The organism is Skermanella mucosa, assembly GCF_016765655.2.
Lineage (GTDB): Bacteria > Pseudomonadota > Alphaproteobacteria > Azospirillales > Azospirillaceae > Skermanella > Skermanella mucosa.
This window is the reverse complement of record NZ_CP086106.1, coordinates 501875-525416: the sequence shown is the minus strand read 5'-3', so window position 1 is coordinate 525416 and position 23542 is coordinate 501875. Positions and strand designations below refer to the sequence as shown.

The following is a 23542-nucleotide window of genomic DNA, read 5'->3' as shown; positions in this document are numbered from 1 at the left end:
CGTTGGATGCTGAGAAGACTTCTGGTTTCCGCCCTGCTGATCGTTCCGGCCGTCGCCGGCCCCGCCCTCGCGGAAGGCCGCGGCGGCGCTTCGCCGGACATGTCCCGGAGCTTTCCGGCCGCCCGTCTGGAGCAGGTCGACCGCGCCCTGGAGGAAGCGGTCGCGAAGGGCCTGATGCCCGGCGCGGTGTTCCTGATCGCCCGGGACGGCGAGACCGTCCACCACAGGGCGCTGGGCCTGCTGGACCCCGCCACCGGTACCGCCATGCCGAAGGACGCCATCTTCCGCATCGGCTCCATGACGAAACCGGTGGTGACCGCCGCCGCCATGGTCATGGTCGAGCAGGGGCGGCTCGGCCTGCAGGAGCCGGTGACCCGCTACGTTCCGGAGTTCGTCGGCCTCCGGGTCCAGACCAGGAGCACGGACGCCGCGGGGAACGCGGTCCTCGGCACCGCGCCGCCGGCGCGGCCGATCTCGATCCAGGACCTGATGCGGCACACCTCGGGGTTCACCTACAGCTTCACCGGCCCGGCAACCGACCCGATCCGCAAGGCCTATATCGACCAGGGGATCGAGCAGATCGAGGCCGACCTGCCCGCCGACGAGATGATCCGCCGCCTGGCCGGGATCCCGCTCGCACACGAGCCGGGAACCACCTTCGAGTACGGCGTTTCGACCGACGTGCTGGGCATCGTCCTGGAACGCATCGCCGGCAAGCGCCTGGACGCCGTCCTGGACGAGACGATCTTCCGGCCGCTGGGTATGAAGGACAGCGGCTTCACGGTGAAGCCGGCCGACCGGGCGCGGCTGGCCGGCTTCTCCGCCGAAGATCCGCTGGCGGCATGGCTGTCGGGATGGATGCGCGTCGAAGGCGACCGTCCGCAGGCCTATCTCAGCGGCGGCGGCGGCATGGTCTCGACCGTGCCGGACTATTTCCGCTTCGCGCAGATGATCCTGGACGGCGGGACCGTCCGGGGCGTGCGCGTGCTGTCCCGCAAGTCCGTCGAATTGATGCTGTCGGATCATCTGGCCGGGCTTTCCGGTGGGCCGGCGGCCTATACCGGGCCGGGCTATGGCTTCGGCCTGGGCTTCGCGGTCCGCGCCCAGGACGGCGTGTCCCCCGTCCTGGGCAGCAAGGGCGACGCCACGTGGTTCGGCGTGACCGGCACGACCTTCGTGATCGACCCGCGGGAGAAGCTGGTGGCGATCCTGATGGCGCAGGCCCCGTCGGGGCGCGGCCAGATGCGCCCCCTGTTCAGGAACCTGGCATACGGGGCTATGGCCGAGTGATCCGTCGCCGGGGCGGGGGTCCGTCGAGGCGCCCGCCCCGGCACGCGCCGGCATATCCAGGAATGGCTAATTTGCCGCATGCCGCCGCACCCTCTCTGTAAAAATTGACTCGAAATACCGGTCCACGCACGGCAAGAGTTACAAACAGAAAAACAAGCCACCGGAACCTTTGGCGAAGTTTCCGAGTCAAAAGGATAGTAAGATGTCTTATAAAAGACGCGCGCCATTCATCCCCCGGGCGATGACGATGATCCTCGCGGCCTTGTTCCTGGCCGCCGTTTCCTTTCCAGCTCTTGCCGACGATGCGCCGCCCCGGGTCGAGGGGGCCACGACCGTCGATGCCGACGGGGTCCTGGCGATGATCGAAAGCACGCCTGCCCTGGTGGTGTTCGACAACCGGCGGGAGGCGGATTTCCGCGATGGCCATATCGAAGGGGCGATCCGGCTGATCGACGACGAATTGACTGGCCCCGAGGTGCTGGCGAAGCACGGCGCGGACCCGGCGACCCCGGTCCTGTTCTACTGCAACGGCCCGAAATGCGCCCGTGCCTACAACGCCGCCCGGCTGGCGGTCGGCTGGGGATACAAGGCGGTGCACTACTACTATGCCGGCATGGGCGAATGGAAAGCCAAGGGGCTGCCCCTGGCCAAGCCCTGACGAGGCCGGCGCCGGCCGCCGGGAGCCCCGGCCGGCCCCGTGGCGCCCCGCGAGAAAGCCGGTTCGGGAGGACCGAGATGGCCGAGAAGAAAATCGCCCCGAAGAGCGGCAACCGGCTGCTGCTGACCATCCTCGGCGCCGCCGTCGCTGTCATCCTGATCGCCAGCGCCGGCATCGGCAGATACATGAGCCGCAGCTACGAGCGCCTGACCTTCGAATTCATGGACGGCCAGAGCCAGCAGGTGATGGACGTGGCGGTGACGGACATGCTGTGGCGCGGCCACGCCGCCACGGTCGCCGGGGTGGCGGCGGAGATCGCGACCGAGATGCGGGCCGCCGTCTAGGCCCGCGACGCGGCGGCGCTGAGGGCCATCGCCATGGCCGCTCCCCGGCGCGGGGTCGTGACGGACGGCACGGTGGCGCTGCTCGGCGTCGGCGTGCTCGATCCCGGCCTGAAGCCGCTGGCCGAGGAATGGACGGACAGGCCGCGCCCGCTGCCCGCGGACCTGCTCGGCCGGCTGGGCGCGCGCCAGGGGCCGGAACGCCTCCAGACCCTCACCCATGTCTGGCTGGACGGCGACCGGCCGCTGATGTCGGTGGTCGTGCCGACCGGCGGGCTGCGGCTGACCGGCTATGTCCTGCTCCATGTCGATCCCCTGCCCCGCCTGGAGTCGCTCGACCTGAGGCTCGGCATGGGAATCGCGGTGAACGCGCTGGGATCGGGCCGGCCGCTGCTGAATCTCGACGCGTTCCGGATACCCGGCGGTTCGGTGACCCGTCCCGTCGCGCTGTGGCTGCACGCCCCGGGGGGCGAGCGCATCGCCGCGGTCGAGGCCGTCACCGACACCACCGACCTGAGCCGGGCGCTGGACGACACGGTGCTGACCTCGGCGCTGGCCTTCGTCGCGGTCGGCGGCGGCTTGTCCCTCGCGGTGCTGGTCGCCGCCTGGCGGTTCCTGGTGCGCGTCGAGCGGGCCAATGCGCGCATCGGCGCCGAACTGGACGCCGCCCGCGAGACGGAGGCGCGCCGGCACGCGGAGGAGGAAGCGCGGCACCGCCAGGCCGAGATGGATGCCCAGGCCGAGCGGCGGCGCCTGCTCAACGAGCTTGCCGACGGTTTCGAGGCGACGATCCGGCAGGTCGCGGAGAGCGTCTCGTCGTCGGCGACGCAGGTCCACGCCAATGCCCGGAGCCTGGCGGCCACCGCGGAGGAAGCATGCCGCCAGACCGACACCGTCGCCCTGGTCTCCGGCCAGGCCTCGGCCAACGTCGCGGCGGTCGCCGCCTCCACCGAGGAGCTGACCTCGTCGATCGCCGAGATCGACCGCCAGACCGGCAGCGCCCGGGAGATCGCCCGCCGGGCGGCCGACGAGGCGGCGCGCACGGACGGCACCGTCCAGGGGCTCGCGGCGGCGGCCGACCGGATCGGCGACATCGTCAGGATGATCCAGGACATCGCCGGCCGGACCAACCTGCTGGCGCTGAACGCGACGATCGAGGCCGCCCGGGCCGGCGACGCCGGCAAGGGGTTCGCCATCGTCGCCTCGGAGGTCAAGAACCTCGCCACCCAGACCGGCAAGGCGACGGAGGAGATCGCCGCGCAGATCGCCCATATCCAGGCGACGACGGGCCAGGCGGTCGAGGCGATCCGGAGCATCACCGCCACCATCGCGCAGGTCAGCGAGATCACCCTGACGGTCGCCGGCGCCGTCGGCCAGCAGAGCGCCGCCACCGCCGAGATCGCCCGCAACGTCGACCAGGCATCATCCGGGACCCACGAGGTCTGCGCGGGTATTTCCGGCGTGACGAAGGCCGCGCGGGAAACCGGCCGCACGGCCGGCCAGCTGCTCGACGCCGCCCTGGACCTGTCCCGCCAGTCCGAAACCCTGCGCGGGCAGGTCGACCACTTCATCGGCGAGGTCCGGTCGGCCTGAGGGCGCCGGTACCGTCAGTCGTCGTCCGTCATCGCGGGCAGGACGGCGCCGTCCAGCTTCGCGCCGTCCAGAACGGTCCCGGCCATGTTGGCGTCGATCAGCACCGCGTCGGTCAGGTCGGCGCCGCCGAGGTCGGCGAAGGCGAGGTTGGCGTCCCGGAGGTTGGCGCCGACGAGACTCGCGCCGACCAGCCTGGCCCCGGTCAGGTTGACCGGCCACCGGCGCCCGGTGGCGCGGTCGCCGGCGCCCTTGATCTCGACCGATCCCAGCTTGGCGCGGTCCAGCCTGGCGCCGCCCAGGTCGCTGCCCCGCAGGTTGGAGCCGTCCAGGGTCGCCCCGGTGAAGTCCACGTAGCACAGGACGGCGTCGGACAGGTCCGACATGACGACCAGGGCGTCCCGGAGCGTGGCGCCGGACAGATCGACCCCGCGGAGATTGGCCCCGCTGAGATTGACCCGCGTCAGGTCGATATGGGACAGATCCTGGCCGGCGAGGTCGGCGCGTCCGCCCTTGGCACCGCCGCTCCTGACCCAGGCCTGGTGGTTCTCCAGGCTCTGCCGGATCGTCGGGGGGAACTGGTCGGCGTTCCTCCGGATGTTGGCGCCCGTGCAGTCGACTCCGGTCAGGTCGACGCCGTCCAGGGTCGCCCCCATCAGGTCGGCGTTCCGCAGGCTGGCGCCCATCAGGGTCGCCCCGGTCAGGTCGGCATCCTTCAGGGATGCGCCGGACAGGTTGGCCCCGCTCAGGTTGGCGCCCTTGAGATTGGCCGAGCCGAGATCCGCGTCGCGCAGGCTGGCCTTGGCGAGGTTGACGCCGGCCATCAGGGCGCCCGTGCAGTCGGCCCCGTTGAGCTTCGCCTCCGACATGTCGGCTCCGGACAGGTTGGCGCGGGCCAGCAGGCCGTCGTCGAAATCGGCGCCGTGCAGGTCCGACCGCCGGACGGTCAGGGTGCTGCCCCCCTTGTGGTCGAGCAGGGCGCCGCCCCTGAAGTCGGCATCGCGGAGGTTGGCTCCCCGCAGGCGCGCGCCGCGGAGATGCGCGCCCCGCAGGTCGGCGCGCTGGAGGTTGGCGCCGGACAGGTCGGCCGCCTTCAGGTCGGCGGCGAACAGGTCGGCCTCCGACAGGTCGCTCCGCTTCAGGTCGCAGCCGGTGAGGACCGCGCCGGACAGCTTGATCCTCTGGAGGTTGGTGTCGGCGAGATGCATCCCCCGGAGGTCGGCCATGGCAAGGCAGGCCCTGGCGCCGCCCGCACGCCGGGAGAGCCAGCGGCCGTGCCTGTCGATGATGGACAGCAGCTCGTGCGGAGTCATCAAGCCTCCTGCGTTCTAAGATTGCAACGAATTCTAAGTGCAACAAAAAGTTTAAGATTTCGGTGTAGTCCCATGGGGTTCGACGGCGGGCGCGGCCTTGGGCCGCAGGACGGCAGCGGATTGAACTGAGCGGGCGGAGATGATCAGGGGGCGGATTATCCACTACGAGATCCTGGTTTCCCGCGAGGGCCGCTGGATCATCCAGGGCGTGGTCCACGAGACCGGCTCGGGAACCGGCGAGGCCGAGGCTGTCGAGGCGGCGCGCCTGCTGCTGGCGACCGGGGACTGCGAGGAGGCCAGGATCGTCCGCGTCCGGAGCATGATCACCGGCTACTCGACCAAGGCGGAGATCTTCCACGAGACGAAGCCGCCGGTCCGGGACAAGCCGATCACCGTGAAGGGCACGGTCGGGCGGGTCGGCCCCTGTTCGACGGCGGCCGACATCCGTGGCCTGGAGAGCCGGATGATCCTGGGCCGCCTGTTCAGGATGTTCCTGGACAAGCACCGGATCACCACGACGGAACTGCTGCACAACTGGACCTATCTGCGGAAGCTCCAGGACACCGGCAGCCTGGTCAACACGGCCACCCACCAGATCGCGGCGGTCCAGGCCAAGGAATTGGGCGTGCCCGCCAGGGAGCGGGTCCGGGCGCTGGAAAAGCTGATCGGCGAGGGATTGTCCCAGGCGCGGGACCTGGCCGGCGAGAAGCGCCGCCTGCCGCGCTTCGATCCCCAGGCCCTGGATCATTTCAGCCGGCGGGTCAGGGCGCGGGAAGGTCCGGAGCGCCACGATTTCGTGTTCACCGCCCTGCTGTGCGACCATCTCATGGGGTTCCCGTCGATCGGCGGGAAGCTGGAGGCGGTGCTCGGGCTGATGACCGACGATCTCGATCCCCATCTGTCCGGCTTGCTGGAAGCGGTCGCGGCCGACGCGCTGGGCAATGCGGACATCATCAAGGAACTGCTCGGTCCCCAGCGCCATCTGGCGGCGTCCCTGTGCCGGCTGGCCGACCTGCTGCACGGCCGCCTGGACCTCGCCGCCGCCGGCACGAACCCCCTGCTGACCCGGCTGGGCGGGCTGCTCGGCGACGGCAGGACGCCGTCATGCCGCGCGGTGCTGCTGGAACGGCTGCTGGCGGAGCTGGGACGGAACCACCCGCTGGACCACAAGGAACCGGAAGCGGAAGGCCTCCTGCTGGAGGAGGTGATCCACCGCCTGCGCCGGGACGGCGCCGACGACATGCTGGGCGGCGTGCTGGCGGAAAAGGCCGTGTCGGCCCGCCTGCTGCGCCACCGTCAGGCGATCCTGCGCCGGGGCGGCATGATCGAGGCGGCGGATGCCCTGGCGCGCACCTGGAGCCCGGACATCCGCCTGCTGGGCCGGCGACCGCGGGAGGGCGCCGACACCCATCCCTGATCGCCGCCGGAATCTTCCGGAAGGCTGATCAGTCCTTCGGGAAGTCGGCGCCGAGGCTGGTTTCCTTCCAGGCGTCGATCTCCTCGATCACGCCGGCGAGCTTGCCGCGCACCGCGTCCACGCCGAAGGCGCCCAGGACAAGATGGCGCGGCGGGTTCTCCGCCTCCACGGCCTTGATCATGGCGGCGCAGGCCCGCACCGGGTCGCCGGGCTGCTTGCCGCTGATGTCGGCGGTCGCCCGCATGCGCGCCGCAGCGGTTTCGGCATAGTCGGGGACCCGGCTCGGCGTCTGCTTCAGGGAACGCCCGGCCCAGTCGGTGCGGAAGGGTCCGGGTTCGACGCACAGGACCTTGATGCCGAGCGGCTCGACCTCCCGGGCGAGGGAATCGGAGAGCCCCTCGACGGCGTGCTTGGTCGCCGCGTAATAGCCGGAGCCGGGGAACCCGACGAAGCCGGCGACCGAGGAGAGGTTGACGATATGCCCGCGCTTGCGGGTCCGCATGCCCGGCAGCACGGCGCGGATCATGGCGGCCAGCCCGAACACGTTGGCCTCGAACATGGCGCGGATCTCCGCGTCGTCGCCTTCCTCGACCGGGGCCTGATAGCCGTAGCCGGCATTGTTCACCAGCACGTCGATGGCGCCGAACCGGTCTTCCGCCGCCTTGACCGACGAGGCGACCTGGCCGGCGTCGGTCACGTCCAGCGACAGCGCCAGGGCGCGGTCCTCGTAACCCCGGGTCAGGTCCCGCACCCGGTCGGCATCGCGGGCCGTCACCACCGCACGCCATCCGCGGTCGAGCACCATCCTGGCGAGTTCCTTGCCGAAGCCGGTGGAGCAGCCGGTGATGAACCAGACTGGAGAGCTGTCGGTCGTCATGCGTATCTTCCTTCTTTGCCGGACGGTTTTATCCCAAACCAACAGGCAGGCGCGCCGGAGGGTTGCGTCGGCTCTCCCGACGGCGCAGATCATGCCGGCGGTGCGGGCGTTCTTTACGGGAGGAACCGGAGATGTGGACGGGCAAGCTTCTATCCATCGCGTTTCCCATCGCGCTCCTCCTGGCCGGGCTCTACCTGGTGGTGGTCGGCGCGCTCTATGCCCTGCAGCGGCCCATGGTCTTCCGGGCGGACATGTCGCCCGCTCCCCCCGACCTCCACGCAGTCCCCGGTTTCCGGGAGGTCTCCTACCGCACGGCGGACGGCCTCGACCTGCGGGCGCTCCACCGGCCGGCCGCGGCGGGCAAGCCGACCCTCGTCTATTTCCATGGCAATGCCGACGGACTGTCCGGCTCGCTCCGGGTCACGGCGGGGTTGGGGGCCGAGGGCTACGGGCTGCTGCTGGCGGGATACAGGGGCTATGACGGAAATCCCGGCAGCCCGAGCGAGGCCGGGCTCCAGGCCGACGGCCGCGCCGCCCTGGGGTGGCTTGCCGCGAACGGCGTGCCCGCGTCGCACACCGTCCTCGTGGGCAACTCTCTCGGGTCGGGACCGGCGACCGAACTGGCCTCCACTTTCCCGGTGGCCGGGCTGGTGCTGATTTCCGGCTACACCTCGCTGCCCGACGTCGCGGCTTCCGCCTATCCGTTCGTCCCGGTGCGGCTGCTGATGCGCGACCGTTTCGACAATGCCGGCAAGATCGGCCGCGTGGCCGCCCCGATCCTGATCCTGCACGGCACGGCGGACAGGACCATACCTTACAGACACGCGACGGCACTCGCGGCGGCGGCGGGCGACCGCGCGCGGGTGGTGCCGTTCGAGGGCGCCGGGCACGAGCTGGTCGCGAGCCCGGCGCTGTTCCCGGTCATGGACCGCTGGCTCGCCGGACTCCGGGGCTCCGCGCCACCCTGATAACCCCCGGCACTCACCCGGGCCGGGACAGCCCAACGCATCGCGGCGAGCGGAGCGGCAGGCCGCAGCTCCCGGGCTCTATCGCTCCGCCGCCGCCGGATGATGGTTCAGGAACCAGCCGTAGGTCGACTCGATCCCCTCGCGCAGCCCGATCGAGGCTTTCCAGCCCAGGCCGGACAGGCGGGAGATGTCGAGCGCCTTGCGCGGCGGGCCGTCGGGCTTGTCCGGATCGAAGACGAAGGTGCCGTCGAACCCGACGATGTCCGCGATCAGCGCGGCGAGGTCCCGGATGGAGATGTCCTTGCCGAAGCCGACATTCAGGTGATCGTCGCCCGAGTAGCGCTTCATCATGAACAGGCAGGCGTCGGCCAGGTCGTCCACATGCAGGAATTCACGCCGGGGCGTGCCGGTGCCCCAGATTTCCACCCGGTCCCGCCCGTCACGCCTGGCGGCGTGGATCTTGCGCAGCAGGGCGGGCAGCACGTGGCTGCCCATCGGGTCGAAATTGTCGTTGATGCCGTACAGGTTGGTGGGCATGGCGGAAACGAAGTCGCGGCCGTGCTGCCGGCGATAGGCCTGGCACAGCCTGATGCCGGCGATCTTGGCGATGGCGTACCACTGGTTCGTCTCTTCCAGCGGCCCGGTCAGCAACGCGTCCTCGGTCATGGGCTGGGGCGCCAGTTTCGGATAGATGCAGGAGGACCCCAGGAACAGCAGCTTCGGGACGCCGGCGAGATGGGCGGCGTGGATCACGTTCGCCTCGATCGACAGGTTGTCGTAGATGAAGTCCGCCGGCCGGGTGCCGTTGGCATGGATGCCGCCAACCGTGGCCGCGGCGAGGAAGATCGCGTCGGGCCGGCGGGACCCGACCCAGTCCTCGACCTCGGCCTGGCGGCGGAGGTCCACCGCGTCGCGGTCCACCGTCAGGATCTCGCAATCCTCCGCAGCCAGCCGGCGGACGATGGCCGAGCCGACCATGCCCCGGTGACCGGCCACCCAGACTTTCTTTCCGGCCAAGGGGAAGATCGGCAAAATGCCGTCCTGTTGCGTTGCGCGCATGCCGTCGGGCTCCGGGGAATCCTTTCCGATCGGCCGTCCGTCCCTGTTCCGGAGGGGCGGCATCGTCCGATCGAGCCGGAACCATATCGACCCGATTGCTAAAACATTCCCTACCTGCGCCCGTATGCCGGCCCTTGCCGCAGGATCGGGCCGGTGGGCCGGGATTTGTGGTCGGTGCGGGAAGCGGCTATCATCGGTATCCCAGTTGATCACGAGGCCTCGATGTCCGCCGACAACCCGTTCTTCACGCCGTGGACCGCCGAGTTCGGCTTTCCCCCCTTCGACCGGATCCAGCCAGAGCATTTCCCAGCCGCCCTGGACCGCGGCATGGAAGAAGGCCTGGCCGAGTTCGACGCCATCGCCACCTCGGCCGAGGCACCGACCTTCGCCAACACGATCGAGGCCATGGAGGCGGCCGGCCGGCTGCTGAACCGGGTGTGCTCGGTGTTCTTCAACCTCAATTCCAGCCACACCAACGAGCACCTGGAGGCGATCGCCCGCGACTACAGTCCGAAGCTGGCGCAGTACAACGCCAGGATCTCGCTCAACCCGGCCCTGTTCGAGCGGGTCGCCGACCTTTACGCGCGGCGCGAAGACCTGGGGCTGGAGTCGGACCAGATGCGCCTGCTGGAGCGCAGCCACCTGGGCTTCGTGCGCAGCGGCGCCGCCCTGGAGCCGGATGCCAAGGTCCGCATGGCGGAGATCTCTGAGCGGCTGGCGACCCTGACGACGCTGTTCGGCCAGCATGTCCAGGCCGACGAGCAGGCCTGGCAGCTGGTCCTGGAGGAGGCCGACCTGGACGGCCTGCCCGGCTATGTGCGGGAGGCGGCGGCCCAGGCCGCGTCCGAGCGCGGGCTGGAGGGCCGTTACGTCATCACCCTGCTGCGCTCCTCGGTGGAGCCGTTCCTGACCTTCTCGACGCGGCGTGACCTGCGCGAGAAGGCGCACCGCGCCTGGACCAGCCGGGGCGCCAACGCCGGCGAGACCGACAACCGCGACCTGATCCGCGAGATCGTGGCGCTTCGGACCGAGCAGGCCCGGCTGCTGGGCTATCCGACATATGCCGACTACAAGCTCGACGACACCATGGCGAAGCAGCCGACGGCTGTCATGAACCTGCTGAACCAGGTGTGGGAGCCGGCCCGCGCCCAGGCGATCGCCGAGCGCGGCCTGATCCAGGCCGAGGCGGAGCAGGCCGGCTTCGACGGCGCCATCGAGGCGTGGGACTGGCGCTTCTACGCAGAGCGGGTGCGGAAGGCCCGGTACGACCTGGACGACGGCGAGATCAAGCCGTACTTCCTGCTCGACAACATGGTCCGCGCCGCGTTCGACACGGCGACACGGCTGTTCGGCATCACCTTCGTCGAGCGCACGGACCTGCCGCTCTACCATCCCGACGCCCGCCTCTACGAGGTCAGGGACAAGGAGACCGGCCGGCATGTCGGCCTGTTCATCCAGGACAATTTCGCCCGCGCTTCCAAGCGGTCGGGCGCCTGGATGAGCAGCTACCGCGACTCCGAATCCTACGAGGAGGAGGTCACGCCGATCATCGTCAACAATAGCAACTTCGCCAAGAGCCGGCCGTCGCTGCTGACTTTCAACGACGCTGAGACGCTGTTCCACGAGTTCGGCCACGCGCTGCACGGATTGCTGAGCAGGGCGCGCTACCCGTCGCAGTCCGGCACCTCCGTCCGACGCGACTTCGTGGAGTTCCCGTCGCAGGTCTACGAGCACTGGCTGTCGGCGCCGGAGACGCTGCGCGCCTACGCGGTCCACCACGAGACCGGCGAGCCGATCCCGGAGGAGCTGCTGGGCCGCCTGCTGGAGGCCCGCAAGTTCGGCCAGGGCTTCGACACGGTGGCCTATACCGGCTCGGCGCTGATGGACATGGAGATCCATTCCCAGGCCAACCCGGACAACCTGGACCCGGAAGCCTTCGAGCGCGACGTGCTGGACCGGCTGGGCATGCCGAAGGAAGTGGGCCTGATGCACAGGCTGCCCCACTTCAAGCACCTGTTCTCCGGCGGTTATGCCGCAGGCTATTACTCGTACATGTGGTCGGAGGTGCTGGACGCCGACGGCTTCGACGCCTTCAAGGAGGCGGGCGACCTGTTCGACCCCCGCCTCGCCGCCCGCCTGAAGGACATCTACGAGGCCGGCGACACCCGCGACCCGATGGAACTCTACGTCGCGTTCCGGGGCCGCGAGCCGCAGACCGACGCGCTGCTGCGGAACCGGGGCCTGCCGGTGGGCTGAGGCTGGCTCGGCACAGTGTTCTTGATGACGTTCGGCGGCGCGGAGTGCGGTAGGTCGGCCTTCGCCCGTCAGGGCGAACGCCGACACCCTGCATCGGCGCTCTGGCCGACCTACGTTAAACCGATCAAAAACACCGTGCCGGACCATCAAGCCGGTGAGCAAGGCCGGCACCGTGGCCGGCCTCCCGTCCGGGCGCCGGCCGCTCAGGCGTCGGCGCCGGCGAGCCGGGCCGCCTTCTTTCCCGCGCCCTTCCGGGTCCCGTAAACCCGGCGCAGGAGTTCGTCCAGGTTTTCCATTCCCCCTTCGGAGTCCGCCACGGCTCGGCCGCGATTCGGCAGGGAGAGGCGCAGCAGCACCGGGCGGTGGTCGGACAGGCGTTCCAGATAGTCGATCGGAGACGTCCGGTCCTTCGCGAGGATGAAGAAGTCGTCCGGCCCGGCCACCCGCTTCAGGTTGGGCGACAGGAAGACATGGTCGATCAGCGACTTGGGACGCTTCAGGTAGGTGAACGCGCCGTCCCGCTCGTCGGCCGCGCCGAGGGCCGAGAAGTCGGCGTCGAGCAGGTCCTTGAAGTCGCCGCCGGCCAGTTCGTCGTTCATGTCGCCGCCAAGGATCCAGTCCGCGTCGTCGCCATGGTCGCGGACGGCGCGCTCGACCGCGAAGGCCAGGATCCTGGAGGCCATCCGCCGCCTCAAACCGCCCTCGTCCATGGCCTTGAGGTGGAGAGGCACGAGGAAGAAGTCGAATGGCGCGGCACTTTCCGGCCCTCGGGAACCGGCGGCGGTGAAATGGAACCGTGCTGGATAGCGCGGGAACACGGCCCCGTGCACCGCTTCCGGCGCCCTGCCGGCGAGGCTGAATTCACGCGAGTCCTGCCGGAGCATCCAGTCGATGTCTTCAGGCCAGGGAGCGGCCCGCCCGGTCACGGCCGCCGGGTTCCAGAGGACCGCGGTCGCCTGCTTCGATCCGGCGTCGGGTTCCGACGGCAGCCACTCGTAGCGCTGGCCGAACCGCTGTTCGATACGCTCGACCAGCAGCCGGGTCGCCTCGGCCGACGTCTCGCTCAAGGCCCATATGTCGAGGCGCAGATCGACGATCGCCTTTGCGACATCGTCGAGCTTCTGCCCGAAGCGCGTCGCGAAATGTTCGACGTTCCAGAAGCCGATATCGATGTCCTGGTCCGACGCCTGGTAGGTGTCGACCACGTTCTCCACTCCCACGGTACCGGTGCGGCGTCCAAGTCCGCCGAAATAGCCGGACAGCGAGTCCGATCCCTCGATCGCCGCGAGAACCCGCCGCGCGGCTCCCGCGTCGGCAGGATTCGCGACGCGCTGCTCGAGGTCCAGGGCGATCGCCGCGATCTTGATGCCTTCGTTGACGAATTCCGGCACCGTTCCGTTCTCGCGCCGCAGGCCCCCGGTATTGGCCTGGCTGGCGTGGTGAAGGGCGATGAGCCGGCAGTTGCGGTCGAAGACCGATGCGCCGGAACTGCCCGGCTCGGTGTCGGTCGTGTAATGCAGGATCTTGCTGTCGATCCCCAGGATGCCGCTGTCCTCCAGCGAAACGCGCTTGGGCTTGCCGCGGGGATGATGGATGACGAACGCGCGCTCCCCGACCTCGACCGTGAAGGCCGCCCGCTCCAGCGTGATGCAGCCGAACTCCTTTTCCGCCGCGTCGTCGATCGCGACGAAGGTATAGTCGAGCCCGTGGTCGAATGGACTGGTGATGAACAGCCGCTCGGGCATCAGGCGGAAACGCCGTCCCGGCTTCGGCAGGGCGTCGCGGCGCTTGGCGTAATCCACGTCCGAGACTTCGTAGTCGAAGACGCATTCCGCGGCGGCGGCGACCTCCGGCGAGTTGACGACATGGTGGTTGGTCAGGAGCACGCCCTTGGCGGCCAGGAAACCGGTACCGCTCCATCCTCCGGACCGGCCCCTGAAGTCCCTTCCCGACGCCTCGATCTTGCAGACCGCCTGGCGGCGGCGGGCCATCAGCTCGACGAAGACGGCGTGGATCGAATCGTCGCGGTCGATGATGATCTCGGGGGAGCGCCATCCCCGAAGCATGCGCTCCTTGTCATGCACCGGGCCGTCGGGAATGTCCGCGAACGGCACGTGCGCCTTTCCGGGTTCCGTGATGAAGGGTACGGTCATGGCCAGGGACTGCGGCACGACCACGGGGCCGCGTTCGGGAAGCGCCGGGGCATGTTCGGCGGCATAGCCGTCCTCGTACTCCCCGGCCACCATGATTTCGGGCATGCGGCCGGCTTCGACCAGGTAGGTCGTGATGCCCCGGGCGATGGCCTGGGCGATCCGGGTTCGGTATCCGGCGTCCCTGAGACGCTTCTCCTCGGCCGGCTGGGTCATGAAGCTGACTTCCAGCAGGCAGGCGGCGGTGCCGGGATCGTGGCTCCCTGGATTGAGCACTCCGAGGGCCTGCTTCTTCACGCCGCGGTCCCGCAGGCCGGTGACCGGCAGCACGGCGGCCTGGACGCATTCCGCAAGGCGGCGGGATGACGGGCCGGCTCCCTCGTGGATGAGGGTTTCGGTCCCCTGGACGTCGGGGGTCTCCCAGCCGTTCAGGTGGATCGACACGAAGGCCGCCGCCTTCATCGAGGCGGCGACGGCGGCCCGGCCGGCCAGCCCGAGGTTCCGGTCGGTCTCTCGGGTCAGGAGGATGTCGAGCCCCGTTCCGCCGAGCGCGTCGCGGACGGCCAGCCCGAGTTGGAGCGTGACGTCCTTCTCGAGCAGCCCGGTGGGTCCCGTGGCATTGTTCGGGCTGGAGCCCCCGATCTTTTCCCAGCCGCCATGCCCCGGATCGATGACGACGATGCTCATGGTGCGCCCCCTGCCTTCTTCGCTCCCTGCCCGGCCGGCACCGCGCGATAGCCGGCATCCATCAGCATCCGGACGATCGGAAGGAAATAGCTCTGCCGGTCCGAACTGGCGTAGGCCATGGCGACGACTTCGCCGGCCTCGTTCAACACCGGAGCCCCGCCGTCGCCGGGCCGGGTGATCTTGTCGGCCGCAAGGAACTTTCCGGACCCGGATGATTTGCCGCCGATGTCCACCGCTACTTCGGAAAGCCGCGCCATCCGTATTTCGCCTGGCATTCCGGGTGCTTCGGCGACCTGTACGCCGACCATGTCGCCGGCCGCCGGATCGGCCAATGCGAACCGCTCGGGGCCGCCCTTCAGGTCGGCGGCCAGCACCTCCGCCAGGACGATGCCGGGACCTTTGTCCGCGATGCGTCCCACGATCCTGCCGATCGGCTCTTTCCTGCCCGGCTGGAAGATCTCGACGCCGGGCACACTGCCGCCGGCTCCGGGCCGTTCCACCCAGGCATAGTCGGGGAGGACGACGAAGCGCTTCCCACGCGCATCCTGCACAAGCGCCGTCATGGTGACCCGCGCGTTCCGGCCCGGTCCGATTTCGGCCACGCCCAGGGACGGTGGCGGTTGGTAGTCCACGGCGCTTTCGGGCACGGGCGCGGCGGCCTGTGGAGGCGCAGGCGCCTCGGCCTGCTGGTTCCTGGCGGACTCGATCACGCTTTTCGGCAGAAGGCCGGTGTAGCGCGTCAGGTCCTGCGCGGCCAGGGCGATGTCGCCCGCTTTCTTCTGGTCCGTCGGTGCCAGTTCGATGATCTCGGCGCGCATCAGGTAGAATTCAGGAAACTTGGTGCCCTGGGCGATGATCGCGTCGAGCTGCTGGCGAAGGGGTGCCACCTGCGCGGCGTAACCGGCCGCGGACAGGGGATCGTTGCGATCCACGATGTTGCGCAGCTCCCACCACAGGCGCGCCCAGGTGCAAAACACTTCTTCGCTGACATCCGGGTATGGAACATCCGACCCTTGGCTGCCGCTCTTCCTGGTCTGCGCGTAGACGATCCGGCAGACCAGGCCGATGCTCACCTCGCCAGGGTCGCCTTGGCCGGAGATATGGATCTGGTCGACGGCGAGCGTCCCGCTCGGAAGGCGCAGCGGCTCCGGCCAGCTGGCCATCAGCCGGACGGCGCCGTTGACCTGGGCCAGATGGCCGGTGATCTCGTTCGGCGGGCTGACCCAGTTGCGCAGCGATTGCAGGATCGCGCCGATATTGACGCCCTGGACGCTGGCCTGGACGTCGCTGAGCAGGCTGCGGCTATCCTGGACCGGCGGTACATCGATCGGCATCACGGCGATGTCGGCAAGGAGCCGGTTCGCCAGTTCGAGCCGCCGCCGCCGCTCCGGCTCCTCCGCGAGGCGCTGCTTGAAAAGAGCATGCGTTTGCAGGACGCGCCGGGTGAAGGCGTCGTCGACCTGGATCGCGGCGCCGTCGGCCTGGCTTGTGAACTGGCCGATCGCGACCGTCCTGTCGAACCACAGGCGCCAGCTTTCCCTGAGCAGGGCGGTCGCGAGAAGAAGCAGCAAGCCCGTGTAGAAGAGCTTCGCCCACACGCCGAAACTCGTGACCGAACCAAGGAATCCCCCCATGAAGGCACTCCGATCGCTGAAATCGCGGAACGGCTCGCCGGATGCTGGACACCGGGATCGGCTTTATCGCCGAATGGGAATGCATCCCGTGACAGCATCACGAGTAAGTTGTCGGCCAAGACGACCTGAATGGTTGTATCGACCCCGTTCTCGGGTCTGACAATGCTCCCGGTTTAGTATTTATTTCAACGTTTATTGGAATTCCCGGCGAATTAATTGAGAATGGACGGTTGCGATAGAATGATATGATCGCCCGACGACCCAGCCACCGCAGGCATCGCGCACCGAAGGATCAGGCCAACTCGCCCCGCAGGCCGGAATCCCGGCGCTCCAGGCTGCCGGACAGCAGGGTCGTGCCGAGCGCAAGCAGGGCCAGTCCCGCCCCGACCCAGGGAATCGCGGCGTAGGACAGGCCGGAGGAGATCGCGATTCCGCCGAACCAGGCGCCGGCGGCGTTGCCCAGGTTGAAGGCGCCCTGGTTGAGGATGGAGGCGAGGTTCGGGGCACCGCGGGCCTCGTCCACCACCCGCATCTGGAGCGGGGCGACCAGGGCGAAGACGACGACGCCCCAGACGAAGATCGTGGCGACGGCGGGCACGAACCAGGCGCTGGTGACGGTGAACGCCGCCAGCACCGGCACCAGGACGCAGAAGATGCCGACCAGCGCCGGCATCAGCTTCCAGTCGGCCAGCCTTCCGCCCAGCAGGTTGCCCAGCGTCAGGCCGACTCCGAACAGCAGCAGGACCATGGTGACGCCGTGGGGCGAGACGCCCGTCACCTCCCGCAGGATCGGCGTGATGTAGGTGAAGACGCTGAACAGGCTGGCCGACGCCAGCACGCTGATGCCCATGGCGAGCAGCACCTGGGGACGTCGCACCACCCGGAACTCGCTCAGCAGGTTCGACGGCTCCTCCCGTCCGCCCCGGGGCACCCAGAACACGATGGCCAGTTCGGCCAGGACGCTGATCGCCACCACGCCCCAGAAGGTCGAGCGCCAGCCAGCCCACTGGCCGAGCGCGGTGCCGAGCGGCACGCCCAGCACGTTGGCCAGGGTCAATCCCGCGAACATCAGCGCGATGGCCCGGGCGCGCTGGCCCGGCGGGACCAGGTTGGCCGCCACCACCGACCCGATGCCGAAGAAAGTGCCGTGGCAGAAGGCGGTGACGATCCGCGCCGCCATCAGCGTCCAATAGCCGGGCGCCACCGCGCACAGGACGTTGCCGACGATGAACAGGGCCATCAGGGCGACCAGGGCCGTCTTGCGCCGCAGCCTGGAGGTCAGGACCGCCAGGATAGGCGCGCCGACGACGACGCCCAGGGCATAGCCGGACACCAGCATGCCCGCGCCGGGGATGCTGACGCCCAGGTCCGCCGCCACCTCGGGCAGCAGGCCCATGATCACGAATTCGGTGGTGCCGATGCCGAACGAGGCGACGGCCAATGCGAGAAGCGGGAGGGGCATGGAGTTCGCTCGGGGGAAGGCCCGCAAGGGCGGTTGGAGGACGGCGTCACGGACCTTCCTCCCGGCGGTCATTGTTCGTTTGTAAAACAGTATGTCAGGCGGAGCGGTTCGCCCAGGGAGGCTTGCCGCATCGCAGCATTACCGGCCGCGCATGACCTCGGCGGGAACCTCCCGCGGCGCCGGCCGGGAGAGCGGAGGAATGCGCAGGATCCAGCGCGAGCCCGGACCGGCATCCTCCGTCCGCAGGCTGGCCTGGAGCTGGAGGGACAGTCCCTTGATCACCCGCATGCCCAGGCCGCCGCCGCCCCGGTCGGGGTTGAAGCCCGGAGGCAGCCCGACGCCATGGTCGCGGACGACCAGTTCCAGGTCGCCGCCGGACAGTTCCGGGTCGCCGCCGGCGGCGGGGCCGAACCGGACCTCGATGACCCGGCTTCCGTCCGACGGGTTGGAATGCTTGATCGCGTTGGTCACCAGTTCGGTGACGATCAGGCCCAGGGGCACGGCGCTGTCGGTCGGCAGCAGCACGGGATCCGCATCGACCCGGATGTTGAATTCCGGCGCCGTGGCGCTCAGGTCCTCGCACAGGGAGCGGAGATAGACGTCGAAGTCCACCCGCTCCACGTCGGCACCCCGGTACAGCCGCTCGTGCAGGTGGGAGATGGCGCGGACCCGTCCGGCGGCCTCCTCGAACCGGCGCCGCGTCGCGGGGTCGTCGGACTGGCGGCCCTGCATCCCGAGCAGGGAGTTCACCAGCTGGAGCGAGTTCTTGACCCTGTGGTTGACCTCGCGCAGCAGCAATTCCTGCCGCTCCTCCCAGAGCTTGGCCTCGGTGATGTCCTGCGTGACGCCGAGCGCCCGGCAGGGCTGTGCTGCGGCATCGCACAGGATGCGCCCTTCGCTGGAGATCCAGCGCCAGCCGCCGTCGGGCCGGGGCACGCGGTACTCGTCCCGGAAGCGCGGCGAAGCGCTTCGGGTGGCGCTCCGGAGGCTGGCGAGGACGCGGTCCCTGTCCTCGGGATGCAGGTTCTCCAGCCAGGTCTCCAGGGCGGCGCGGGCCGGCCGGCGGGACAGTCCGCACATCTCGGCGAACCGGTCCGACCCGTGCGTCTCGCCGGTTCCCAGGTCCACCTCCCAGGTTCCCAGGCTGGCACCCTCGACCGCGAGGCGCAGCTTCTCGTAATCCTCCCGCCGGGCGGCGTCGCTCCTGTCGAGATGGGCGGCGAAGCGGATCGCGACCAGCGTCAGCATGACCGTGGTCGAGAGCACCACCAGCGCCGATGCCAGGCGTTCCGGGTACAGGCCGGCGTCCGCCGCTTCCAGCGCCAGCCAGCCGGCCGCGACCGGCACCCCGACGGTGGCCGGGATCAGGCGGCGCGCCGTCGTCCCGCCCGGCCCCTGGCCGCCGAGATGCAGCAGCCAGTCCGGCGGACACAGGGCCAGCAGGCCGGTGAACAGCACGGCGAACCCGGCCGCGGTATGGACCGCCATGGTCAGGTACGGCCCGGACGCGTAGAGGCTGTTCTCGCTGTACAGGTATCCCAGCAGGGGCACGGACGCGAGCAGCAGGCCGAACAGACCGGCCACGGTGCCGCCGTCGCGGTTCCGGCATTTCAGGACGAGGCAGGTGCCCAGAAGCGCGAACCCGGCGGCCGACGCCGGAGCCATCCTCCCGGGATAGGCCATGGCCGCGGTCGCGATCTCCCCGGGAAACAGGAACCGGTCGGTACCGAAGTCGAACCCGAAGGCATCCTGGATCAGGGATTGCGCCCCCGCCAGCAGGACGAACGCGCCTCCGACCTGGGCGGGAAGGCTGAAGCCGGCCGACAGGGCGGCCAGCCCCGCCCCGCCGACCAGCATGCCCAGGGCCGTCAGCGGCTGCATCCGGGCGTCATGGGGCGCCATGCTCTTCAGGGGCTCGATGCCGAAACCCCAGCCGAACAGAACCAGCACCCCGAGCGCCGCGACCAGCAGGCCGGCGGCGCACGCGAACCTTCGATTGAACCGGGTCACGGACACCCGGCCCGGATCGGTGCGGGTGAATCGGCGGTCTTCTTCCTGGCCATGCCCTCTCCTGCTTGCGGGAGGTACAACCCGGGTCCGACCGGCCTGTTCCCTTGCCCGTCCGGCAGGCTTGTCAGGCGGAGACTGTCCCTTGCGCCACGTAGTAATAGATCGACAGGAAATGGCAGGTGCTGCCGGCCAGCACGAACAGGTGCCAGACCGCGTGGTTGAACGGCATGCTTTCCCACAGGAAGAAGGCGACCCCGCCGGTATAGGCCAGCCCGCCGAGCGCCAGCAGGAGCACTCCCTCGGTCGCCATGTTGGAGATGATCGGGCCGATGGCGAACACCCCCAGCCAGCCCATGCCCAGGTACAGCATCAGCGACAGCCGGGCATAGCGGTTGACGTGGAGGATCTTGAACACGACGCCGAAGGCGGCGATGCTCCACATCACCGCGAACAGGGTCCATCCCCAGGCGCCGTCCATCACGAGCAGGCAGTAGGGCGTGTAGGTGCCGGCGATCAGCAGGAAGATGGCGGCGTGGTCGCAGGTCTTGAACACCAGCTTGGCCCGCGCATGCCGGACCGCGTGGTACAGGGTGGAAGCCAGGTACAGCAGCACCAGGGTGGAGCCGTAGATGGTCAGGCTGACCAGCACCCGGACATCGTCGTCCATGACGGCGAGCGCCACCAGGGCCACCAGCGCCGCCACGGCGAGCACCGCCCCGATGCCGTGGGTCACCGCGTTCGCGATCTCCTCCAGCAGGGTATATTCGTTGTCGGCGGCGAGGGGATCGGCGGCGAGCGGGTCGGGGGCGAGCGGGTCGGCGGCCATGGGATCGGCGGGGTGCGCTGGCATGGAATGGCGGCTCCTCGGTGGTGATTCCGGGTGGAACACGAACACGACGGATAGAATAACAAGTCTAGCGCGGGGTTGTGACGGTCGAATGAAGGATCGGATAAGGGTTCGGGTCAAAGCGATCCCGTCCGGCGCGCCGGCTTCCGTTCCGTCATTATCCCCCTGTAATCAAAGCGAACCGGGCGCTATGTTTGGAACAACCCGTAAAGTCCGGGGCCGACAGATCCAGGGAGCGGATGGGAAACGATGAAGAGACTTTTTGCCGCCTTGTCCATCACGGCCTGCGCCGTAACGGCCCTCGCGGGCGGCATGGCGCCGGGATCGGCGCATGCCCAGGATTTCCAGCCCGCCATCGTCTTCGACATGGGCGGCAAGTTCGACAAGTCCTTCAACGAGGCGGCCTATGTCGGGGCCGAGCGCTTCAAGAAGGAAAGCGGCATCGAGTACCGCGAGTTCGAGGTGACGCAGGAAGCCCAGCGCGAGCAGGCGCTCCGCAACATGGCCCGGCGCGGCGCCGACGTGGTGGTCGGCGTCGGGTTCGCCCAGGCCAGCGCCATGGGCAAGGTCGCGCAGGAATTTCCCGACACCAAGTTCTGCATCATCGACAGCGTGGTCGAGGCGCCCAACGTCCAGTCCATCACCTTCAAGGAGCATGAAGGCTCCTTCCTGGTCGGCATGATGGCGGCGATGGCGTCCAAGACCGGCAAGGTCGGGTTCGTCGGCGGCATGGACATCCCGCTGATCCGCAACTTCGCGACCGGCTACCAGCAGGGCGTCAAGCACGCCGCCCCGCAGGCGGAGGTCTTCCAGAACATGACCGGCACCACGCCGGCCGCGTGGCGCGACCCGACCCGCGGCGGCGAACTGGCCAGGAGCCAGATGGACCGCGGCGCCGACGTGATCTACGCCGCCGCCGGCGGGACCGGGCTGGGCGTACTCCAGGCGGTCTCCGACAACAAGAAGCTGTCGATCGGCGTGGACAGCAACCAGAACCACCTGCATCCCGGTTCCGTCCTGACCTCGATGATCAAGCGGGTGGACGTGGCCGTCCATGACTGCATGAAGTCGGCCAAGGACGGCACCTGGACCGCGGGCTCGCGTGTCCTGGGCCTGAAGGAGGACGGCGTCGGCTATGCCCTGGACGAGCACAACCGGAGCCTCGTCACTGACGATATGAAGCAGAAGGTCGAGGCCGCCAAGGCCCGGATCATCGCCGGCGAGCTTCAGGTCCAGCCGTACAAGCAGTAAAGACCAGCGGGCATCAGGACGGGGGCGAGCGGCATGACCGGAAACCGGGCCGGGGACACCATCGTGCGTGGCGGGTTCGGCGGCCCGCCCTCCGATCATGGGCCGCCGGCCCTGGAACTGGTCGGCATCGACAAGTGGTTCGGCGCCAACCACGCCAACCGGAACGTCTCCCTGACCGTCCGCCGGGGCAGCATCCACGGCGTGATCGGGGAAAACGGCGCCGGCAAATCGACGATCATGAGCATCGTCTACGGTTACCTGCGCGCCGACGGCGGCACCGTGCTGGTCAACGGCCAGCCGGCCGACATCCGCACCCCGAAGGACGCCATCGCGGCCGGCATCGGCATGGTCCACCAGCACTTCATGCTGGTCGACACCTTCACCGTGGTGGAGAACGTGCTGCTCGGCGCCGAGGGCGGGGCCACCCTGGCTCCCGGCCTGGCCCGCGCCCGCGAGGAGCTTGAGCGGCTGGAGCGGGAATACGCGCTGGAGGTGGACGTGGACGCCGTGGTCGGCGACCTTCCCGTCGGGCTCCAGCAGCGGGTGGAGATCCTGAAGGCGCTGTACCGCGGCGCCGACCTGCTGATCCTGGACGAGCCGACCGGCGTGCTGACCCCGCAGGAGGCGGACCATCTGTTCCGCATCCTCCGCGCGCTGCGCGACCAGGGCAAGACGATCATCATCATCACCCACAAGCTGCGCGAGATCATGGACCTGACCGACGCGGTCACCGTGATGCGCCGGGGCGAGGTGGTCGCCAACGTCAGCACGGCGGAGACAAGCCGCGACCAGCTGGCCGAGCTGATGGTCGGCCGCAAGGTGCTCCTCCGGGTCGACAAGAAGCTGGCGGAGCCCGGCCCGGTCGTGCTCGATGTGCGCGGCCTGACGGTGGTGGACCGCGGCGGCGTCGCCCGGGTCAAGGGCGTCAGCCTGTCGGTCCGCGCCGGCGAGATCGTCGGCATCGCCGGCGTCTCGGGCAACGGCCAGTCGGAGCTGCTGGAAGCGCTGGCCGGCATCCACCCCATATCCGAGGGGTCGATCCGGCTGCACGGCGAGAAGATCAGCGACAAGGCGATGTTCAACGCCCGCGGCCTGCGCCGCGCCGGCGTCGCCCACGTGCCGGAGGACCGCCAGAAGGTCGGGCTGGTGACGTCGTTCTCGGCCGCGGAATGCGCGGTGCTGGGCTACCATGACGACCCCCGATACAACGGCCGCGTCCTGATGGACCGGGGCGCCATGCTGAGCCGGTGCCAAGCCGGGATGAAGAGCTACGACGTGCGCCCGCCCCTGCCGCACCTGCGCGCGGCCAACTTCTCCGGCGGCAACCAGCAGAAGATCGTGCTGGCCCGCGAGATCGAGCGGAACCCCGACGTTCTCCTGGTCGGCCAGCCGACCCGCGGCGTCGATATCGGCGCGATCGAGTTCATCCACCGGCGGCTGGTCGAGCTGCGCGACGCCGGCAAGGCGATCCTTCTGGTCTCGGTCGAGCTGGACGAGATCCTGGCGCTGAGCGACCGCATCCTGGTGATGTTCGACGGCCACCTGGTCGGCGAGATCCCCGCCGGCCAGGCGACCGAGCGCCGGCTGGGCCTGATGATGGCCGGGATCACCGAGGCGGCGGCGGAGTAGAGCGTTGCCCGACCTGCCTTGTTCGAAGCCGGAATGGAATCAATGAAATCGGCCACGGATGACGGCGATATCCTCAGATGACCCGGTCCGCATCTTAGTCCAT

The 23542-nt window shown here is 69.3% G+C and carries 17 protein-coding genes; 9 read left to right on the top strand and 8 right to left on the bottom strand.

The window, feature by feature from the left end:
* Positions 1 to 6: 6 nt before the first annotated feature.
* The 4 genes from JL100_RS02395 (at position 7) to JL100_RS02380 (ending at position 3882) form a co-directional block, all read left to right on the top strand.
* On the top strand, positions 7 to 1290 hold the full coding sequence (locus JL100_RS02395) for a serine hydrolase domain-containing protein (RefSeq protein WP_202683755.1): 1284 nt from the start codon (positions 7 to 9) through the stop codon (positions 1288 to 1290).
* 202 nt (positions 1291 to 1492) lie between these two features.
* Complete coding sequence (locus JL100_RS02390; RefSeq protein WP_202683756.1) at positions 1493 to 1948, top strand: rhodanese-like domain-containing protein; 456 nt, start codon at positions 1493 to 1495, stop codon at positions 1946 to 1948.
* Positions 1949 to 2025: 77 nt separating this feature from the next.
* Positions 2026 to 2292, top strand: coding sequence for a hypothetical protein (locus JL100_RS02385; RefSeq protein WP_202683757.1), 267 nt, complete (start codon positions 2026 to 2028; stop codon positions 2290 to 2292).
* A gap of 33 nt (positions 2293 to 2325) precedes the next feature.
* Positions 2326 to 3882: a methyl-accepting chemotaxis protein gene (locus JL100_RS02380; RefSeq protein WP_202683758.1), complete on the top strand. Its 1557-nt coding sequence runs from the start codon at positions 2326 to 2328 to the stop codon at positions 3880 to 3882.
* A gap of 14 nt (positions 3883 to 3896) precedes the next feature.
* Here JL100_RS02380 and JL100_RS02375 read toward each other — a convergent pair whose 3' ends face one another.
* Positions 3897 to 5192, bottom strand: coding sequence for a pentapeptide repeat-containing protein (locus JL100_RS02375; RefSeq protein WP_202683759.1), 1296 nt, complete (start codon positions 5190 to 5192; stop codon positions 3897 to 3899).
* Positions 5193 to 5331: 139 nt separating this feature from the next.
* Between JL100_RS02375 and JL100_RS02370 the strand changes: the two genes are divergently transcribed.
* Complete coding sequence (locus JL100_RS02370; protein ID WP_202683760.1) at positions 5332 to 6609, top strand: hypothetical protein; 1278 nt, start codon at positions 5332 to 5334, stop codon at positions 6607 to 6609.
* A 28-nt stretch (positions 6610 to 6637) separates the two neighbouring features.
* Here the strand turns inward: JL100_RS02370 and JL100_RS02365 are convergent, their stop codons facing one another.
* Positions 6638 to 7486 carry an oxidoreductase gene (locus tag JL100_RS02365; RefSeq protein ID WP_202683761.1) on the bottom strand — a complete coding sequence of 283 codons (849 nt, stop codon included), beginning with the start codon at positions 7484 to 7486 and terminating at the stop codon, positions 6638 to 6640.
* Between the two features lie 131 nt (positions 7487 to 7617).
* Here JL100_RS02365 and JL100_RS02360 point away from each other — a divergent pair, with 131 nt between their 5' ends.
* Positions 7618 to 8454, top strand: a complete 837-nt coding sequence (locus JL100_RS02360; protein WP_202683762.1) for an alpha/beta hydrolase — start codon at positions 7618 to 7620, stop codon at positions 8452 to 8454.
* Positions 8455 to 8532: 78 nt separating this feature from the next.
* Here the strand turns inward: JL100_RS02360 and fcl are convergent, their stop codons facing one another.
* Positions 8533 to 9513, bottom strand: coding sequence for a GDP-L-fucose synthase (fcl, locus tag JL100_RS02355; RefSeq protein ID WP_323378385.1), 981 nt, complete (start codon positions 9511 to 9513; stop codon positions 8533 to 8535).
* Between the two features lie 222 nt (positions 9514 to 9735).
* Here fcl and JL100_RS02350 point away from each other — a divergent pair, with 222 nt between their 5' ends.
* Positions 9736 to 11769 (top strand): M3 family metallopeptidase, encoded by a 2034-nt coding sequence (locus tag JL100_RS02350; protein ID WP_202683763.1) that lies wholly within the window; start codon positions 9736 to 9738, stop codon positions 11767 to 11769.
* A gap of 203 nt (positions 11770 to 11972) precedes the next feature.
* Here JL100_RS02350 and JL100_RS02345 read toward each other — a convergent pair whose 3' ends face one another.
* The 5 genes from JL100_RS02345 to trhA form a co-directional block, all read right to left on the bottom strand.
* Positions 11973 to 14606 carry an N-acetylmuramoyl-L-alanine amidase gene (locus tag JL100_RS02345; RefSeq protein WP_202683764.1) on the bottom strand — a complete coding sequence of 878 codons (2634 nt, stop codon included), beginning with the start codon at positions 14604 to 14606 and terminating at the stop codon, positions 11973 to 11975.
* Positions 14603 to 16240, bottom strand: a complete 1638-nt coding sequence (locus JL100_RS02340; RefSeq protein WP_202683765.1) for a serine protease family protein — start codon at positions 16238 to 16240, stop codon at positions 14603 to 14605. Before JL100_RS02340 ends, JL100_RS02345 begins: the two co-directional genes overlap by 4 nt.
* A 292-nt stretch (positions 16241 to 16532) precedes the next feature.
* Positions 16533 to 17702 (bottom strand): MFS transporter, encoded by a 1170-nt coding sequence (locus JL100_RS02335; protein WP_202683766.1) that lies wholly within the window; start codon positions 17700 to 17702, stop codon positions 16533 to 16535.
* Between the two features lie 138 nt (positions 17703 to 17840).
* Positions 17841 to 19712 carry a sensor histidine kinase gene (locus JL100_RS02330; protein WP_202683767.1) on the bottom strand — a complete coding sequence of 624 codons (1872 nt, stop codon included), beginning with the start codon at positions 19710 to 19712 and terminating at the stop codon, positions 17841 to 17843.
* A gap of 124 nt (positions 19713 to 19836) precedes the next feature.
* A complete protein-coding gene (trhA, locus tag JL100_RS02325; protein ID WP_202683768.1) occupies positions 19837 to 20562 on the bottom strand; it encodes a PAQR family membrane homeostasis protein TrhA in 726 nt (241 codons plus the stop codon).
* A gap of 246 nt (positions 20563 to 20808) precedes the next feature.
* On the opposite strand from trhA, the gene JL100_RS02320 reads away from it, so the two are divergent.
* Both JL100_RS02320 and JL100_RS02315 read left to right on the top strand, forming a co-directional pair.
* Positions 20809 to 21810 carry a BMP family lipoprotein gene (locus tag JL100_RS02320; protein WP_407696942.1) on the top strand — a complete coding sequence of 334 codons (1002 nt, stop codon included), beginning with the start codon at positions 20809 to 20811 and terminating at the stop codon, positions 21808 to 21810.
* A 33-nt stretch (positions 21811 to 21843) separates the two neighbouring features.
* Positions 21844 to 23439 (top strand): ABC transporter ATP-binding protein, encoded by a 1596-nt coding sequence (locus JL100_RS02315; protein WP_202683769.1) that lies wholly within the window; start codon positions 21844 to 21846, stop codon positions 23437 to 23439.
* Positions 23440 to 23542 lie beyond the last annotated feature (103 nt).